The 17,880-nt window shown below is 56.1% G+C and carries 11 protein-coding genes; 3 read left to right on the top strand and 8 right to left on the bottom strand.

Annotation, left to right across the window (positions count from 1 at the left end; all coding sequences use genetic code 11):
- Nucleotides 1–149 precede the first annotated feature (149 nt).
- Both CFI10_RS16935 and CFI10_RS16940 read left to right on the top strand, forming a co-directional pair.
- Nucleotides 150–1,367 (top strand): glycosyltransferase, encoded by a 1,218-nt coding sequence (locus CFI10_RS16935; protein WP_206836751.1) that lies wholly within the window; start codon nucleotides 150–152, stop codon nucleotides 1,365–1,367.
- Complete coding sequence (locus CFI10_RS16940; protein ID WP_206836754.1) at nucleotides 1,364–2,413, top strand: DUF4214 domain-containing protein; 1,050 nt, start codon at nucleotides 1,364–1,366, stop codon at nucleotides 2,411–2,413. Before CFI10_RS16935 ends, CFI10_RS16940 begins: the two co-directional genes overlap by 4 nt.
- 101 nt (nucleotides 2,414–2,514) lie before the next feature.
- Here CFI10_RS16940 and CFI10_RS16945 read toward each other — a convergent pair whose 3' ends face one another.
- Complete coding sequence (locus tag CFI10_RS16945; RefSeq protein ID WP_206836757.1) at nucleotides 2,515–6,396, bottom strand: choice-of-anchor I family protein; 3,882 nt, start codon at nucleotides 6,394–6,396, stop codon at nucleotides 2,515–2,517.
- 96 nt (nucleotides 6,397–6,492) lie between these two features.
- A complete protein-coding gene (locus CFI10_RS16950) occupies nucleotides 6,493–7,629 on the bottom strand; it encodes a hypothetical protein (RefSeq protein ID WP_206836762.1) in 1,137 nt (378 codons plus the stop codon).
- Nucleotides 7,630–7,847: 218 nt separating this feature from the next.
- Between CFI10_RS16950 and CFI10_RS16955 the strand changes: the two genes are divergently transcribed.
- Complete coding sequence (locus CFI10_RS16955) at nucleotides 7,848–10,529, top strand: Mur ligase family protein (RefSeq protein WP_206836764.1); 2,682 nt, start codon at nucleotides 7,848–7,850, stop codon at nucleotides 10,527–10,529.
- A gap of 53 nt (nucleotides 10,530–10,582) precedes the next feature.
- On the opposite strand, the gene CFI10_RS16960 is transcribed toward CFI10_RS16955, so the two are convergent.
- The 6 genes from CFI10_RS16960 to CFI10_RS16985 all read right to left on the bottom strand — a co-directional run bounded on the left by CFI10_RS16960 (nucleotide 10,583) and on the right by CFI10_RS16985 (nucleotide 17,875).
- Nucleotides 10,583–12,343 (bottom strand): ATP-grasp domain-containing protein, encoded by a 1,761-nt coding sequence (locus CFI10_RS16960; protein WP_206836769.1) that lies wholly within the window; start codon nucleotides 12,341–12,343, stop codon nucleotides 10,583–10,585.
- Nucleotides 12,344–12,614: 271 nt separating this feature from the next.
- Nucleotides 12,615–13,460: a VCBS domain-containing protein gene (locus tag CFI10_RS16965; RefSeq protein ID WP_206836774.1), complete on the bottom strand. Its 846-nt coding sequence runs from the start codon at nucleotides 13,458–13,460 to the stop codon at nucleotides 12,615–12,617.
- Nucleotides 13,461–13,478: 18 nt separating this feature from the next.
- Nucleotides 13,479–14,564 carry an IS5 family transposase gene (locus tag CFI10_RS16970; RefSeq protein ID WP_206834486.1) on the bottom strand — a complete coding sequence of 362 codons (1,086 nt, stop codon included), beginning with the start codon at nucleotides 14,562–14,564 and terminating at the stop codon, nucleotides 13,479–13,481.
- A 67-nt stretch (nucleotides 14,565–14,631) separates the two neighbouring features.
- A complete protein-coding gene (locus tag CFI10_RS16975; RefSeq protein ID WP_206836777.1) occupies nucleotides 14,632–15,999 on the bottom strand; it encodes a hypothetical protein in 1,368 nt (455 codons plus the stop codon).
- A gap of 183 nt (nucleotides 16,000–16,182) precedes the next feature.
- Nucleotides 16,183–16,626, bottom strand: a complete 444-nt coding sequence (locus CFI10_RS16980) for a hypothetical protein (RefSeq protein ID WP_206836780.1) — start codon at nucleotides 16,624–16,626, stop codon at nucleotides 16,183–16,185.
- Complete coding sequence (locus tag CFI10_RS16985) at nucleotides 16,619–17,875, bottom strand: glycosyltransferase family 9 protein (RefSeq protein WP_206836783.1); 1,257 nt, start codon at nucleotides 17,873–17,875, stop codon at nucleotides 16,619–16,621. Before CFI10_RS16985 ends, CFI10_RS16980 begins: the two co-directional genes overlap by 8 nt.
- Nucleotides 17,876–17,880: the final 5 nt, after the last annotated feature.

Raw genomic sequence — 17,880 nt, forward strand, 5'->3', positions numbered from 1 at the left:
TGTGTGAATGTGGTGCTGACTGAAATTCCAGTCGCACACACTGAATCTCCCTTTGGCTCACCTCAGAACATTGGATACACTCTTGTTTGACGGCAATACCACGACCCAAAACACTGTTCAATCGGACCTGGTGTCAAAGGACTTGATCAATGAGCGAACCTCAAACGCCTGCTGAAAAACCCCGCCTGCTATGGGCCAATCACGCGTGCCTGCTTGATACGACAAGCGGAGCAGCCATGAGCGCGCGTCAGATGCTGTTGTGCCTGCAGGCCCGTGGCTATGAGATTCAAATCCTGGGCACCACGCAGTTTGATGCGCCGCAAGGTGTAGCCGGTCTGGGAAGCGCGTGGGCGGAGGTGAAAAAAAACCGGGGCAAGACAGTCAAGCTGGTTGATGGCCCTTTGCAGCACCAGCTGCTGGTCACGGGCGGCACTCAACGCAAGGACACCACCTTCCATGAGATGGCACAATGGCATCATCTGTATACGTCGGCACTGGATACCTTTCAACCCGATATTGTCTGGTATTTTGGCGGCCACCCTATCGATTTTCTAATCCCTGACGAAGCACGATCACGCAATATCGCCACGGCAGCCTACCTGGTCAATGGCAACTACCATGGCACACGCTGGTGCCGCGATGTAGACCTGATTATTACTGACACTCAAGCTACGGCTGACCTGTATTCAGAACGTTCGGGATTAACGTGTACAGCTGTCGGAACTTTTATTCCCCCTGAGCAGTTTGTAGCCAAGTCCCACAGTCGGGAACGGGTTCTGTTCATCAACCCAAGCCCCGAGAAAGGCGCATTTTTGGTTGCTGCCCTGGCAATGGCGCTCGAAAAATCAAGGCCCGATATTCAGTTTGAAGTCGTCGAATCCAGAGGTAACTGGAACCAAATTGTGCAGGCACTGACCGCACAACTCAATGAGCCCCGCAGCCAGCTGAGTAACGTGATTGTCACCCCGAGCACACGTGATATGCGCCCAGTCTATGGCCGAGCACGGCTGCTGCTGACGCCCAGCCTCTGGTATGAGAGCGGTGCACGCGTTGTCGGCGAAGCCCTCTTGAACGGTATCCCTGTTATTGCAACTGACAATGGTGGCCTGCCTGATCTATTGGGTGGCTCGGGGCACCTGTTACGCCTGCCCAGCACCCTGCATCAGGCGCCCTATAATAAACTGCCTGACCAAAACACGCTGAACAAAATATGTGATTTAATTGCCCGCCATTTCGATGACGCTGCCTGGTATACAACCCTGTGTGAACAGGCACATGTTGTTGGGCGGCAACGGCATAGCATGGATGCCAGCACACAACGCCTGTTAGTGGCCCTGAATCAACTGATCGCGAGCCCCACTGCATGAATATAACGACCAATTTCAGCACAGACGAGCGACGCCTCAACACCGCAGACGGTTACCTGCTGTTTGGTGACAGCGATGAGCGCCCTGCCTATTTTGAGGCCAAAGCCTGGGATATCAGTCCTAATCGCGTCGTTGTGACCAACAAGGGCGGACGCGATTTTTACTATGTTTTTTACGGTGAGTTTACAGCCAACGACAACCAGGACTGGTTCTCTCTGGCCGGAACGGTTGATCACTTTATTGAGTTGGATTACATCAACAACCTGACCGGGTATGACCGCATTCTGTTTGATGACGTCAACCGGACCATTCAGGACATTTTGCTGACTGAATGGATGACATTACTGAGTGCAGATGACACCTTTATCGGCAGCGCTCAAGATGACATCCTGCTCGGTTATGCCGGTGACGACATTCTGCAGGGAGGTGATGGCCAGGACTATCTTGATGGTGGTGCAGGGTTCGATATTGCCCGCTATCAAGGCAACCTGTCAGACTACCGCATCACCCAGGACGGCACGGCGTTTGGGCGCTATACCGACAACCCGGTGGTCGGCAGTGAAGCGGGGCTGATCATCGAGGACAGCGTACTCGGACGCGACGGTATGGATTATGTTGAAAACATAGAACGCCTCTACTTCAATGATCTGGCGATCGCGTTTGACTTTGAAGGTATCCCGGGACAGGCCTACCGGTTGTATCAGGCAGCATTTGATCGTGAGCCCGACTTAGGTGGTATGGGGTTTTGGATTGCCCATCTTGAAAACGGAATGACGATTCAGGATGCCGCTTCTTTGTTTATCGCTTCGCCGGAGTTTTTTTCACTCTATGGACGGCCCGACAACGGCCAGTTTATTACCGAGTTATATAATAACGTACTGGGCCGCGACCCTGAGCCGGAGGGCTACGCCTGGTGGATCGACCAGATCAACAACAACCCTGTTTTTACCTGGAACGTCGTCATGGTGGGGTTTTCCGAGTCGCCCGAAAACCAGGCCAATGTGATCGAACTGATCGCCAATGGCATTACGTTCGAACCCTTCTGATAGCGCTGAAACAGACCACTCAGGCACCGCTGTGTGCCACTGCATAGCGAGATGGCAGGTGACGCCCCCAGGGTCGCCACCTGCCTGATGGAGCAGAACCGTTACCCGACCAGGTAATCAACCCCCTCTGCCATAATACCGAGCAGGTTGAGCTGATGCTCTTCACTCACGAAGAAGCCCAGCACCACATCCTGGCGCTGTGCGTTGCCATTCAACAAACTGCCCCAGTAGTCCAGTCCGCCTTGATCATACTCGCGCCCCAACAGATCGGTGTACAGCGCCTCAATGAATTGAGCATCGCTGCCAAGCCCACGGGCGTTGAACTCAGCACTGGCCATCACACTGGCGATCATATGCTGTTCGCTCATGCCCTGCTCCATCTGTTCAACCCAGTAGCCCGCACCGGCCGCTTCACTTTCGCGCCCCAGCAATCCGCGATAGACACTTTCCACAAGCGCAACCTCGGTATCGGTACCGAATACCAGGCGGTGGTCGGCGCTGCCCAGCTGATCAAGATCAATCAACGCAGCAGTACCGGACCCTTCAAACGCCACTGCCAGCTGCGGTTTGCCGGTGGCGGAGTCACTGGCAGGAATGAACGTGATCACCTCTGGTGACACATGCCCCCAGGCTTCAGCATCAATATAACCGATAAACTCCGACTGAGCCGGCTTACTGATGTTGTAGACCATTATGCCGTTGTCGCGCTCCAGCCCAATAAAGGCGTAGGTGTCTTCGCCAATTGTTCCAAGTGCGATCGCTTCCGGCTCTGGCCCTTTATTGTCAGAGCGGCCTTCCAACTCGCCCTCGTCGTGATTGAACCGCTCGGGTCGAATCTCGGCAAGAATCCGTTCGAACTGATCACCACTGTCGAACACTTCATTACCTTCGGCGTCGTACAGTGTGAAGGAGCGAGAGCCGTAGGCAAATAGCTGGTCATAGTCCCCATCACCGTCGATGTCACCGTCGATACCCGACACCTGCAGCCGTCCCAGTTGGCTATCGGCCTGAAGCTCAGCCGCATCGGGAAATGCAGTGGCATCCAGCGTCAGGTTTTTGATACGGACATCTACGTCACGGGCATCACCTTCGTTAGCCGTGGCGAAATACGTAATGCCGTCAATTTCGGCGCTGGCAATTGCATCCGGCATCCGCAGGCCAAACACCGGCCAGTTCTGGATATTGATGGCATTGTCACGATCAGAGGCATCCAGCCCATTACCGGTCAGGCTATGGTCGGTTGTACCCAGCGGTAACAGATCCGTAAACGTTGCACTGGCCAGGTCCAGCACAGCCACCGTGTTGGCTTCTTGCAGTGTAACAAACGCCTGCATGCCATCAGGGCTGAGTGCAATGTATTCCGGCTCAAAGTCGACTGATGGGGCCTTGCCAGGGAACAGGCGTACACCTTGCTCGCGCAATGCATCTTCCTGTCCATCAAAGGCTTCAAAACCCACAAACTGAACTGAAGCGTTTTCTACACCTGCAGAGAAATCGATCAGGCTAACCCCACCAGCCGGGTCAAATTCGGCCGACACCGGCTCACCTTCAATCGCAACCAGCAGCTTTTGACCGTCGGCCGTGAACGTGATCATGTCAGGCAGAACCCCGCCTGCATTCAGAGTATTGAGCAATTCTCCAGTTGCCGCCGAGAACAGCGCAATGGTGCCGTTAGCACCACCGGCACTGTCAATGGCCGCTGCAACGATACCGTTGGCTACCGCCACCGAGGTGACACCATCGAAACCTTCAATGCCCGTCAAATCAAGTGCATTCAGGTGTTCGCCACTGGCCGCATCATAGATATCGATTCGACCGAGCGCACCGTTGGTTGAATACAGCTTGCCGTCTGCAACCGTCACGACTTCTGACCCGGCCTCACCCACACCCGAGTCAAACGTGGCGGCCAACGTGGCTTTCAGAATCTGAGCATCCAGCGCCTCTTCCCACGTGCTCTTCATAGATGACAGCACACTGTCTTCACGGTAGGCCAGGTTCTGAATGCGAGTGTCATCACCCTTGGCTGTGTCAGCTGCACCGTAAGCGTTTTCAGCATATTGGGCCTGCAGGTACTCTGCGAACGCATCCTGTTCCGTACCCGGTGCGACGGCGGTAGCCGTTCCCTCTTCAAGCCCTGCTTCGCTAAGGTCGATACGCTCATCGACGGTTCCATTTTCGGCCAGGAAACGGGCGAATGGGTAGGCGTCGCCACCGTCAGCCAAGAAGCTGAGGGTCACAACACGCACATGCGCGTCGGTATCGCCAATGAAGCGGCCATTTTCCACAAGCCGATCCAGTACTACACCGGCTTCATCGGTAATGGCCGCACTGACAATGCGGGCACCTGCAGGCTGACTCCAGTCAAAGCTGAAATTCACGCCCGACACCTGAGCAAACTGGCCCGGTGTGGCTCCTTCCGCCGATGCCGCAACTGCATGCTCCAGCACCTCTACGAGCTGGCCACGGGTGAGAGTGAGAATGGAAAGCGCGTTATTGAAACGCAGAGACGACTCGATATCCAGCTGGGATATTTCTCCCTCGGCCTTACCCGCAACATCATTGGCCTGCGGCGGCAGCAGTTCGTATTCCCCTTCAGAGCCAACCGCAAAGGTTGTTCCGATCGGCTCACGGATACCGCCACCATTTTTGATCGATACTGTCACCGTCTCATCGACCTGACGGGCGTACCACAGATTCGCGTCAGCGGTGAGGTTGCCCAGGTTTGTCTCTTCGGTGCGCACAAAGGCACGTTCACCTTGCAGGTAGACGTCTGTCTTGCCGTAGATGATGCCATCCTTTGCCGAGACCAGATCAGCCACAGACCCCACAAGAGCCTGAGCAATCGCCCCCTTGGAGCCCTCAGCATAGGCCGCATCCAGGCTACCCCAAAGTGCACTGGCGGTCTCATCAGTCGCGGTGTATACCGTTGAATTGGCATCTGTTATCGATTCGGTGACGATACGCCCCTGATCGTCAAACTCAACCTGCAACTGACCTACATAGCGCCAGCCGCCATCCGTGTTAATCAGTACCACATCATTACCGGCGGCGTCCTGGGTCAGGATCGGGTAGGCATCGTAAGCTGTTGCCCCCGAGCCGGGATACAGGGCATCTCCATCATCCAGCAAGAGCGCATTGGAGCCGCCCGCCATGACGATGTCCACCCCATCAAGCAGGCCCACCAGCTGCTCTTCCAGCTGTATCTGCTGCAGGTGAGTCATGAGGATGATCTTGTTAACACCCTGTGCCTCAAGGGCATCAATATACACTTGTAGCTGTTGCGCCAGCAGAGCCATATCATTGCTGTCGGTGCCAACAACATCAACGCCGCCGGTGCTGGAAATGCTTTCCAGTATCTGGGTGGTCGCACCGATGATACCGATACGCTCGCCACCTTCTTCAACAATGGTGGCCGGGGCGATTCGTGCACTGCCTGCCGCAAATGTCAGCGACTCCAAGTCCATTGCGAAATCCGTGTTCTGCAGGATCTCATCGGTGTATTGGCCCGCCAGCGCGCTGTCTGCCGAAAAGTCCAGGTTGGCACTCAAATAGGGGAATTGGCTGCCCAGCCAACGAACGCTACCAAGGTCATCACCTCGAATGTCAGCCCGGAGCAGATCAGCCAGTGCGTTGGTGCCTTGGTCAAACTCATGATTGCCCAGGGTAATGGCATCGGCACCCAACAGGTTTGCCAAGGTCAGATCGACCCGCCCTGCCCCCTCACGCAGATCACTCAGTGTACCGGGGGCCAGCCCCAACCACTCTTCGTTGGCACGCTGGATCGCACTGCGCAGCAGCGAGTCCCCGGCAGCCGCCATAAACGGCCCCGGCAAAACCAGGTCACCACTGGAGAGGAACAGCGAGTTGGCAGATTGGTCTTCAAGATGATCAACAATTGAAACGAACGCAGGTGCATTCAGCAGATCACCGCCGCCACCTTCCATATCGGACGCATGCAGGATTTGCAGAGTGTAATTGGCCATAAAAACCCCTTCACTGGATTCGTGATGTAAAGGGTCATGGTTCACTACAGAGTTGACAATCGAATGATGGAATTATGACGATTATAAATGACGAGGCTATCGTTTTGCCCGTGCCAATTGACGCGCCGTACGCCACAGCAAATCAACATCCGTAGGGTCGAGCGTTCCTTTCTGAACCATAGTCACAATTGACTGAAAGTGTCGGCGCGGCCGATCAGGTACAGTTGCAAGACTGATTGCCGTTGAAATAGCGCACTCCGCACCATCCACATCTCTCTGCGCCAGCGATTCGTCATGCGAGCTGCCGGAAGCCGGCCACAAGGTTGCAGGCGGCAAAATACCTGCCAGCTGAAACACGCGCTTTTCTGGGTCTGTCAAGCCCGCTTGCTCTATCAGGCTTTCAGTACTGTCGGCGATGATGACCTGATCGGTGACACGCACTGGCACTGAGCCCGCCTCTTTGCCTGCCGATTTCAAAGGTTGCTCAAGGTGCCGATGCAACAACCAGTACCCAAACCGCTCACCATACAGCGCAAGACTCAGAGCCGGCATGCCACTGCCGTTGTCCTGTTCTGATTGCCCACTCACTTTGCTTAACAGCGTGACATCGACAGCCAGGTCAGCCTGCCCTGTGCGAGGTAACACTCTGGATTCAACCGGACCAAACTGGCCCAAACTGCCCTCGCACGCCAACTTCACTGCCGCTTCGGGTGTATCAGCCCTAAACCGGGTCGCCAGCCAGCGCCCCAGCGACTGCTGCAAGGCCGTCTCAAATGTATCGGTTGCGTCAGATACCGGTGGCTGGTCTGGATCACCCGGTGTCAAAAAACGTTTCCACGGCAACCGGATATCTACAGTCTCTGGGGCCTTCAAAAGCGTAAATATATACGCAAGCTCGGCCTCTGAATCATCGTTATGGGTCGGGACAAGTTCAGCACACATACGTCCGACCGGTGGCAGCGGCCCTCGCGGCACCCAGCCATCGCTGGTCAATTCACCCTGTATGCGTAACGCCCTGCCTTGTTGCGGGTACACATAGCACTCGACAGAAAACACCAACCGGCGGGCATGGTCGTTACCCTCAACGGTCAGTGACTGGGGCGACACCAGGCCAACAGAAACCTTGTCTTCTGGCTCCACATATTGATACAACAAGGCTCGGGCGGTGTTAGCCAGCCGAACGTTAATAACGTGAGCCTGTTTGGCTTGATCAATGGTTTGGTCGCCGTTCACCCTGTACCCCTGTCTGATTACAGATCAACCTGTCGCATACTGTAACCTATAGAATAATGCACAGGGTGTACACGCCGCCATACCGGCATCCAGACCTTTGCAGATTCGGCCCACGCCTCTACTATATTGAAAACCCCACCCATTGGATGCATTTGGTGAGTTAATATCACCGCCTGTGCCTCAGGGCTACTGCCTTGAACCGTCTGGAGCCAGTACCGTTGTCCACAATAAAAATCACCCGACTTGCTCTGTTCGCTGGTTGCCAATCTGACCTTGATAACCGCACGGCCCATGTGGAGCTGGAAATACCTGTATACCTGCCGCCGCAATGGCAAGCACTGCATTTGAACAGAATTCAGGCCGCACTGCGCGCTCTTTGCCCCGGCAGCGCCTGGCAGCTCGAATATCCTTTTTGGCAAAAACAGGCACCGCTGCCTGAGACGCAAGACTTCGCACAATGGGTGGTTACCCTGACCGTCAGGCTGCTGCGCGAACTGCGTGAGCCGGTTGCCGGTGGTAAAGTCCTTGAGAACACCCCAAGCCCGGATAACACATCCATACATATTAGGATCGCTATTCCCTGGTGGCGCAAGGACACGTTGCGCGAGGGGCTCCAGTGGGTGCTGAAGCTTATGTTGCAGCTATGCGATGGCAAAGCAGTACCCGATGCGGGTCAACACAACCCCCGCTACCTGAAATGGCTGGCACACCACCGGGACAAAGGCCTCGCCCCTAATACCCTGGCCTTTGCCGATGCGGCACGTGTGCGACAGATACCGATCACCACCCGTGACCGAGAGCTACTATTGGGCTGGGGACACCTGCAACACCGCTTCGAAAGCAGCTTCACTGGTCGAACATCCGCTCTGGGGGCACGTAACGCCCGTGACAAGCTCACAACCTATCGCATATTGGAGCGTGCCTTACTTCCCTTTCCACCGACACTGACCGTCAACTCCCGGGCAACGCTTGCAGAGCAGGCCAATCACCTGGGCTGGCCAGTGGTGCTGAAACCCGCCACAACTGAACAGGGCATTGGTGTCATGCCCAACATCCAAGACGCGCACACGCTCACGCAAGCATTCGACACTGTCTGCACGATTACCGACGCCCGCCTGATACTGCAAAAACATATCGCAGGGCAGGATTACCGTTTGCTTGTAGTGCATGGCACCCTGGTAGCGGCGACTGAACGCCGACCCGCCCAGGTGCGAGGTGACGGCCATCGTAATATTCAACAGCTCATCGGGCAGGCTAATCGAGACCTGAGACGCGGCACCAACAGCCGCAGCCTGATGAAGCGACTACAGCTTGATGATGAAGCACTCAGTTGCCTGGCACAGCAGGGCTGGCAGCGCACCTCCATACCGCCCGCCGGCACTGCCGTACTCCTGCGCAGAACCGCCAATATCAGCACCGGCGGCGATGCCGTGGATGTAACCGACATCATCCACCCGGCAAACCGGGCGCTGGCGATTCGTGCTGCCAGAATTCTGGGCCTGGATATCGCCGGAATCGACTTTATCACCACCGATATCACTGCCCCCTGGATCGACACCGGCGGCGTTATTTGTGAGGTAAATGCCCAACCGGGCTTCCGGCCCCACTGGCTGGCCACACCGGAGCAAGATATTAACGGCCGGGTTCTGGACCTGATTATCGGCCAAAGCAACTGTCGCATCCCGACCGCCGCGATTACCGGTACCAACGGCAAATCGACCACCGCCAATCTGCTGCACCGGATCTGGACCGAAAGCGGCCGCACCGCCGGTGTCTGCACCACCCAACATGTGAAAATCGGCAATACCCTGATCAGCCGCCAAAACCTGTCCGGTTACCCGGGCGCACGGCTGGTTCTGGAAGACCCGGCCAGTGAAGCCGCCATCATCGAACTGCCACGCAAGGGGCTGATCCGGTTTGGGCACCCCTGCGACCGGTATGACGTGGCAGCATTGCTGAATGTACAGGACGATCATCTGGGCGAGTTTGGCATAGACAGCCTGGAGCAGATGGCCCGTCTCAAAGGTTCTGTACTGGAGCGCGTGCACGGGGCCGCTGTCATCAACGCAGACGACCCACATGCCCTGGCCCAGCGATGCCGGATACAAGAGCCGGTGAGGCTGTGGCTGTTTTCGTGTAACCCCAACACCAACGCGGCACTGCAGGCCCATATTGCAGCGGGTGGCGATGCTGTCTATGTCGACGAAACACCGGCCGGGCGCCAGCTGATGATTGCCCAGGGCGGCAGCATGACGACACTGATGACGGTGGCCGATATCGCCTGCACCCAGCACGGCCTCATCGGCTGTAATGTAGCCAATGCCCTGGCTGCCACCGCAATAGCTGTTGCACAGGGTATCGACCAGCAGAGCATCAGAAGGGGCCTGGCGCTGTTCGGGCAGGACCCCACTGAAAACCCCAGCCGGTTTCAGCGTATGTCCGGGTTCCCGTTCGAACTGGTGCTTGATTATGGCCACAACCCGGCGGGCATACTGACATTGTGCGACTATGCCAGGGAGCATCTGTTGGTATCCGGACGCAAGCGGCTCATATGCTGCACACTGGGCAGTCGGCACCTAAGGCATATAGAGCAGTGCCTGCCGGCCCTGCGTGAGACCTTCGACGATATTTATTTCGCAGGCGACCACGCACGCATCCTCAAAAGCCCGGACTGGAAGCAGCATCAGCAGCCTGTCCAGCACTATATGGGGACACTGGAAGCCCTGCTGCAGGAACATGGCTTCGACATGAACAACACCCGGCTATTCCAGTCACCGGCACTGGCGACTGAGTATGCCCTAAAGGAGAGCCAGCCGGGTGACAGGGTCGTGATACTGGCTGAGCCTGAGGATTGCCTGCCGGTCATTGAATCGTTTAAACCCAACTGCAGTGCCGTTTAGTCTGCGCATATCAAGCAAAAGCCGATTGTGGCGTTTGAGGTGAAGAGCCTGCCTTAAGCGGACGTGCTAACTGCCGAAAGCACCTGCATCCATTCAGGAGCAAGTGTGCATCCAAGATATTCAACCTTATCCACTTTATCCACAGGCAGGCCCTGGCGCGTAATCTCCTGCTCTGAGCAGATTACCAGAAGCGACGTAACGCTTTTGTTGCGCAATGCAGCCCTGACAGCCGGCCAGGGTTCTGCAGGCTCACACGTGAACAGCGCTTCACCGACCCGCAGCTGTTCACCACAGGCCATGGCCTGACCGGCAGGAAGCGGCGTATGTTTCTGCTGCTCCAGTGCAGCCTCCCGACGGTCTTCCATCACGACGTGAAGCGTTACCGGTATACGCTGCGGTATATCGCCCAACACCATGTGACCGATACGGCTTTCACTCCAGCCCGCCGCGACACAGGCATCCAGTCCCGGCGTTGTGTTGATTTCGATAAAGGCACCGACACCCATGGCGGGTGGCGCACTGATATCCGTCGTGATGTAGTCCAGCCCGGCGGTTGCAATGCCGAATGTTTGGGCAACCTGTTCCGCCATAGCTTTGAGCTGGGGGTGGACCTGGTCGGTATAGTCATCGCAACTGCCGCCAGTCGACAGGTTGGCATTGCTGCGCAGAGACAGCCGTTGGCCCGCTGGCAGGCACGTATCCAGTGTCATACCCTGCGCAGCCAGATGCGCCACCAAATAGTGATCCTTCATAATGGGACGCAGGTAACGGCTTTTAACCAGGTTGGCGGATCGGGTCCGGTTCAGTTCATCCACCAACTCGGTTACCGTTGAGTGACCATCCCCTGTCACGCAGGCAGGACGGCGCCGGATCGCGGCAACCAGCTGGCCCGACACCAAAACCAAGCGGCAATCATCGCCGGGTTGATGCGACTCGATCATCAAAGGCCCGGTGGGGGCGAGGCGCCGGGCGTGGCTGTAAGCAGCCTCAAGCCCCGCCTGATCGGTGATGGCAGCCGTAACCCCCTTGCCACCCCCACACGAAACCGGTTTAACCACACAGGGGTAACCGATCCGCTGCGCCGCCACGTGCAGCTGGGCAGTGTCATTCACTCTTTCGAAACGTGGTGTGGGTAAGCCCAGTGACTGAAATATCTGTTTGGAAAGTGGTTTATCGCTCTGCCAGCGGCTGCCCAGTGCCGCATCATCATTCGAGAAAGACTCGAAAAACACGCGGCTGTGTACCCCCCAGCCGAACTGCCAAAACCGGCTGCCAGGCACAAAAGGCAACACGGGGCTATTCTGTGCCCGTGCCGCCACCCGAAGTATACGGGCCTGATAGTCGGGGTGATGCCGGCGACATGCCTGCTCTATATCGGCCAATCGAGCATTCAATGCCTGCATATCCAGAGAACCGTTCTGAACCGCAGTTAAGGTGCGAAGGCCCCGTTCAAACACCGCACGGGACAGCTGAGGCTCATGAAAGCCAAGCCAGCAGCACAGACGGCCCGACAGATCCCGCCGGACACCACCGGCCTGCAGGTCACCGCGCACCTCGTTCAGTACACCAAGCGACCACTGAATCACCGCCTGCAATATCGCAACTGAATCACAGGCGTCAGCCTGACCGTTAGACTCAGATGTTGTTCCGTCAACCCATGCCGTAAACCGGCGGGTGAACTCGGCCGCCGCAGCCCATGTTAAAGGCGTGCGTGCGGATTCCAGATCCAGTACGGCCACAACGACCGGCTCCGTCGTGAACGGGTTGGGGCCATGAAACTCGTGTTGCCAGCTCAGCTGCATCTGGATTGACATCCTTTCGTTGTTCATCAGCAAAAGCGACCTAAATGCCGCTTCTCGCACGCCAGTTCACCGACCAGTCAGGCAGCACTTTTACCCCAGAGCGGTCGCGCAGGCGATACTGGTGAGTATACATCCCTCAGCGCAAAGCGGACGTTGGCTTTTGCGGCACCTCATCCTGTGACGATACCGGTTTTGTTTGAGGTTGAGCACTTATAAACAAAAATAGATGAAAGACAACAAAAGGGCGCAAGTGCGCCCTTTTGTCATTAGCAGATCACCTGCATTACACCAGCCACATATCCGGCATAATCTGTATCTGAACTTCCTGTACTGTTCCGTCAAACGAGACCAGGTCAAACGAGTCAGACCATGACGGTAATGAGGGAGGGCCTTCTGGATTGAAGGGGCTCTCAGGGGGTGGAAGCACTTCACTCTCAGGGTTAAAGATATACTCCCATTCACCATTTTCAGTGACGGTATAAGAGCCGTAGGCTGTAGTGCCGTTGGTTACGACCTGGAACGTGTCCTGAGGGGTGCCGTTATCGATATCCGTATTGTCTGCATCACCTGTGACACGCCAGTTTGGTTCGACAGGCTCAGGGCCTTCAATAAACCCAGCTATTACCAATTCACCGCTGAGATCGCCTGAAAACTCGGCGGCATCATTGAGCCCATAGACTTCAACATGTGCGATCGCTGATGAGATTGCTCCCTCTGAGTCGATGACCGTGAACAGAAAACGATCAATTATTGACTCCCCCGCTGCCAAAGACTGAATGTTGGTGGCTGAGGCTGGGTCATACTCGACGCCATTTTCACCGATTGAAACCGATGCACCCTGTTCAGATGTAGCCCCAACTGAAAATAATGACAGCGTATCGTCGGCATCGACATCCGTTGAGTTGGCCATGATGGCAGAGGCATCAAACGTCGTGACGACATCTTCGGTTTGCTGATCAATACTCTCTTTGGCAATTGTGGCTTCACCAATTTTCATCGTCGCACCCACTAGCAGGCTGTTGAAAATCTGACAGACTTCAACAGCCATGTTTGTTTTTTGATCAATTTTGGCGCCGCTGAATCGTGTTTTTAGCCATTTTGGACTATATATTCGGTGCTCAGCAGCCATTCCGGGCCTTCAAGAGGACTATCCCTGTAGATTGCGCATGCGGACCAGGTTCCAACCCATCATCGTGAACTGGAACAGGCTGTGAACCTTCTCCCGACCGCGCATCATCACTTGCCGGATGGGTCCAATGGTTTTACCCCAGCCAAAGGGTTCTTCTACCCGCTTTCGTTGACGCATGCTGATTGTGTAACCCGCATGGCGACTGGTACGCCCATCAATCGCGGAGCCCCCAGGTCGGCTTTCATTTCGTGCCACATGGGGCGTTATCTTCATCTTTCGACAAGCCGAAACAAAGCCCTGGGTATCGTAGTTTTTGTCAGCCCCCACCGTTTTGCGATGACTGCCCTGCAGCCTGGCCAGCAGTTCAGCTGCAACATCGCGTTCAGCCGTACCTGTTGCGAGGCTGGCCGCCGCCTTCACAATCAGGCCATTGCGATTTTCCATGACCGTGTGCCCCATGTACGCCATGCGTGACTCACTACCCCGCGACTTCTTGGCCAGTCGAGCCTCTGGATCTGTGGTAGATGCGTGGGTCTCATTACTGCGCTTCTCACCCCTGAAGTTGCGTTCAGCATTGCGTCCGGCAGGACCATCGTCATCTGTATTGCCCGTACCGTCCTTACGGCGAAAGCTCTTCTGTGATGCCCAGGCCTGGATCAGCGTCCCATCGACGCTGAAATGCTCGTCTGAAAGCAGACTGCGCTCCCGTGCCAGACTGACCACCTCTTCAAACAGATGAGTAACGACATCATGCTCCAGCAGTCGATCCCGGTTGGTGCTGAAACTTGAGTGGTGCCATACCAGGTCATCAATGGTCAGCCCAACGAACCAGCGGTACAGCAGGTTGTAGCTGATCTGTTCTACCAGCTGCCGTTCACTGCGAATCGAGAACAGGACTTGCAACAGCTGTGCACGAATCAGACGCTCAGGCGGGATCGACTGACGGCCACCTTCGGCGTAGATCTGATCAAATAGCCAGTTGAGCCGCTTCATGGCCTCATCGATCAGTTGCCGAATCGGTCGTAATGGGTGTTCACTGGGAACGAAGGTGTCCAGATGGACGGTCGTGAACAATGACTCCTGAATGATGTCTTCGCCGCGCATATTGGGTCGTGTCAGTCGGTTATTGATGCGGATAGTCTACCAAGGCCCCATTTTGTGGGGTAGAAAATCAACAGCCTGCTAGACCACCTTGAGTGGCATCGTAGGAGCCCACACGAAAATCAAGAACGAAGTTACCTGACTGAGCAAGGTCAACCTCATACTCCTGGATACCGGTACTGCCTGAAAAGCCCGTATTGTACTCAAATACCGTTTCTACAATTTCATGTGTGTCTGCGTCACGAATGTAGCCAAAGCCAAGCGCATAATCACCACCGGAGTTTAACTCGTAGGTAAAACTGAGTGTATCGCCCGCCGACGCAGTGAATGTGTTGCTCATGATGGAAGGCCCGTACGCATTGCCACCATAATTGTTGCCAGCCAGATACCCCTCGAAACTTAACACGGCAACAGCCGAGTCACTATTCCAGAAGCCCGTACGGTCAATTTCAGCCGTGCTGAAGTACGTGCTGGGCAAGTCGGTCGTTGCCGTACTCACGGACCAGCTGTTGAAATCCGGCTGTTCGTCAAACTCACCGTTCACCAGCAGATTGGCGATAAAACTGACATTACCCGCCACCGGCGCATCGTTTCGGCCTGTCAGGGTCAATTCAACACTGGCCGTGTCGGTGATGCCACTGCCGTTGTCCAACGTGTACTCGAATTGGGTGACCAGTGTGTCGCCTTCATCCAGATAGTCGTAGCCGGTTTCGCCATCCGCAAACCGGATGACGCCGTTGCTCAGGTAAACATTGACCCCTTCGGTGGTGGTGCCGACCAAGCCGTTTTCGTCAGTTACGATCGACAGTTGTGTGTTGTATTTGAGGTTTACGTCGTTGGCCAGCAGGTCCGCCACGGCGATGGCCAGGTTGTTTTCTTCACCTGCAGCGGTGTCATCCTCTGCAATGACACCACCGACTGTGTAGGTTTCGCCGTCGATTTCCAACCGCTCAATCTGATATAGCGTATCCTGGCTACCGGTTGTGGATATTTTCAACGCACTGCCGTACCAGCCAAAACTGTAGTCGCTGACTGGGCCAGCATACACGGCGGTGTCAATACCACTGCCACCGTAGAGCCGATCAAAGCCTGCACCGCCGATCAGACGATCATCACCCGCCCCACCCTGCACGATATCATTACCGTCACCGCCATCAATCGTGTCATTACCGGCTTCGCCATACAGCATATCGTTGCCGGTACCACCAAAGAGGTGATCATCGCCCAAACCGCCGAGCAGGTAGTCGTTACCGCCGCCGCCATAGAGCCAGTCGTTGCCAGCGCCGCCATAAAGGCGGTCTGCCGAACGGCTCGCGGCCAGGGACTCGTCCTCGATGATGTGCCCATCAATCAGGTACACACCGTATCCGTAGAGGTAGTCGTCATCATTACTGCCGCGCAGGTATGAATAGGTGCGGCTAGAGGTATAAATCGCCATCAGTGTAACTCCTTGTTAATGACCATGGCCGGGGGTAACCATGCAGGTGTTGACTTCATGTACATCGATTCGGAATTTTATTATCACCAAAGATACGGTCATTTCCAGTGTATTAAACACTTAATTGAATCGACATGAGATACATCATAAGGTCAACATCACTCAACCGCACGTACATACTCTCTATACGAGACCCCTCTCGCATGATGCATCACCAGATGCGTAGTCCGGGTGACTCTTCTCTTCTGTCAGCTCACTGCCCAGCAGGGTGTCGATCTCGCGTTTGAGCTGTGCCCGCTGGTCATTGAGCCGGTACACGCTGCGTGACAGCTGGATGAATGCATCGTCAAAGCACTGCCGGGCTTCATGTGCCCGTTTGCCGTTTTCGATGTCCCATAGCTGGTCATTGACGGCTTTAAGGGCCTGTCTGAGGTCATTCAGTTCGGCGGGGTATCGGGCGGTGTCGCCCACGATTTCTTCCAGTGCCGCCTGTTCGCGGGCGATGTTGCGTTGTTTGGTGGGGTCTTGAATGCGTTCGCGCTTGATCGCCAGGATCGACAGCTTGTCGAACACCTCACCCCAGGCCACGGGGATCAGGGGCCGGGCGGGCCAGGCGGGTTTATGCATGATGGGGTGCCTCCGTGTCGGTGGGGTCAACAAGCCTGTGTATGACCTGCTCAATCGCCGCCAACCAGCAGCCTTCAAAGTAGGCCTTTTCGTCCGGGTTGTTCAGGGCATCGGCCGAGAGTTTATAGTGGTGTGCGTAGCGCTGTTCGTGGTCTACGTCGATCGCGGTCAGCTGCGGCTGGTAGGGCAGCATGCCGTTATCATACCAGCCAAGGCCCATGAACAGCCCAACCGTGCGCTGGCCGACGGCGTTGGCCGCATGCAGTACAAACGAGTTGCAACAGATGGTGCTGTCTACCGCCGACAGTGCCCCGTAGAGTTCATTCAAGCTGCGGTCGCGTATGAACAGCAGCGGACAGTTGACTGAGTGGGCGACGGTCGCAACGGTTTTATCATCGGTGACGACACGATGGCCCTGTTGCTTGAGTGCCTCGCACAATCGTACCAGCGCGGGCTCGGGTATGGAGCGCAGGGGCGTTGAGGCGGTGGCGTGCACAAAGGTGTCTGCCACAATACCGTGTGGCCTTGACTCGACCACGGTGGCGCTGCCACGGGCAAAGTCGTCCGCATCGATGTTGGCACAGGATGCCTGCTTGAGTTCAGGTATGATCCGCTCCGGTGACACTCCCAGGTTCAGCAGGTGAAAATCCGGCCAGGGCACGCCCCTGAATCCCGGCAACGACACAAAGCCGGAAAAATCAAAACAGGCATCATACTCACGCCATTCGTCCAGGCGGATGGGTGTGGTGCGGATGCGCGTCACCCAGGGCTCGTGCTTGAGCACATAGTCCGGTTTGGTGGCGGTCCATGAGCGGATTACGTCCACCTCGATCAGGGGGTGGATCGCTTTCAGCAGGGGTAATACCAACCGAAACGCCTGGGCGCCGACCAGGTTATCGCCCAGCCCTGTGCCCAGGGCATTGAACAGCGCCAAGCGCAACGGTTGACCGGGGCGGATGCGCTGACGCAGTTGGGTGGCAATCTGTGGGGCCAGCGGCAACAGTGTGGGCCTGCCCTCGTGCCCGTTGAGTGTGATGGGCAGTGTAAAGGACGGATTTTGAGTGGGGTCCAGCACACGGCACTCGACCCCGGTTTTTTCGGCACTGGCGGCGATGCGTTTTTGGCCCTGACGGGTATCAAGATAGATTTCGTAGGGGGTGACCTGCACGAGGTCACTCGGGGCCACAAACGGATAGGGCGATTCGCCCAGTTTGCCGATAAAGGTTTTTGTCACAATAAAGGCTTGCATGGTCT

This window comes from Marinobacterium iners (assembly GCF_017310015.1).
In the GTDB taxonomy this organism is placed as follows: domain Bacteria; phylum Pseudomonadota; class Gammaproteobacteria; order Pseudomonadales; family Balneatricaceae; genus Marinobacterium; species Marinobacterium iners.

Excerpts from the sequence above, each read along its gene's own strand:
- CFI10_RS16935 (WP_206836751.1), top strand. The coding sequence starts at position 150 with ATGAGCGAACCTCAAACGCCTGCTGAAAAACCCCGCCTGCTATGGGCC.
- CFI10_RS16940 (WP_206836754.1), top strand. The coding sequence starts at position 1,364 with ATGAATATAACGACCAATTTCAGCACAGACGAGCGACGCCTCAACACC.
- CFI10_RS16945 (WP_206836757.1), bottom strand. The coding sequence starts at position 6,396 with ATGGCCAATTACACTCTGCAAATCCTGCATGCGTCCGATATGGAAGGT.
- CFI10_RS16960 (WP_206836769.1), bottom strand. The coding sequence starts at position 12,343 with ATGTCAATCCAGATGCAGCTGAGCTGGCAACACGAGTTTCATGGCCCC.
- CFI10_RS16965 (WP_206836774.1), bottom strand. The coding sequence starts at position 13,460 with ATGGCTGCTGAGCACCGAATATATAGTCCAAAATGGCTAAAAACACGA.
- CFI10_RS16970 (WP_206834486.1), bottom strand. The coding sequence starts at position 14,564 with ATGCGCGGCGAAGACATCATTCAGGAGTCATTGTTCACGACCGTCCAT.
- CFI10_RS16975 (WP_206836777.1), bottom strand. The coding sequence starts at position 15,999 with ATGGCGATTTATACCTCTAGCCGCACCTATTCATACCTGCGCGGCAGT.
- CFI10_RS16980 (WP_206836780.1), bottom strand. The coding sequence starts at position 16,626 with ATGCATAAACCCGCCTGGCCCGCCCGGCCCCTGATCCCCGTGGCCTGG.
- CFI10_RS16985 (WP_206836783.1), bottom strand. The coding sequence starts at position 17,875 with ATGCAAGCCTTTATTGTGACAAAAACCTTTATCGGCAAACTGGGCGAA.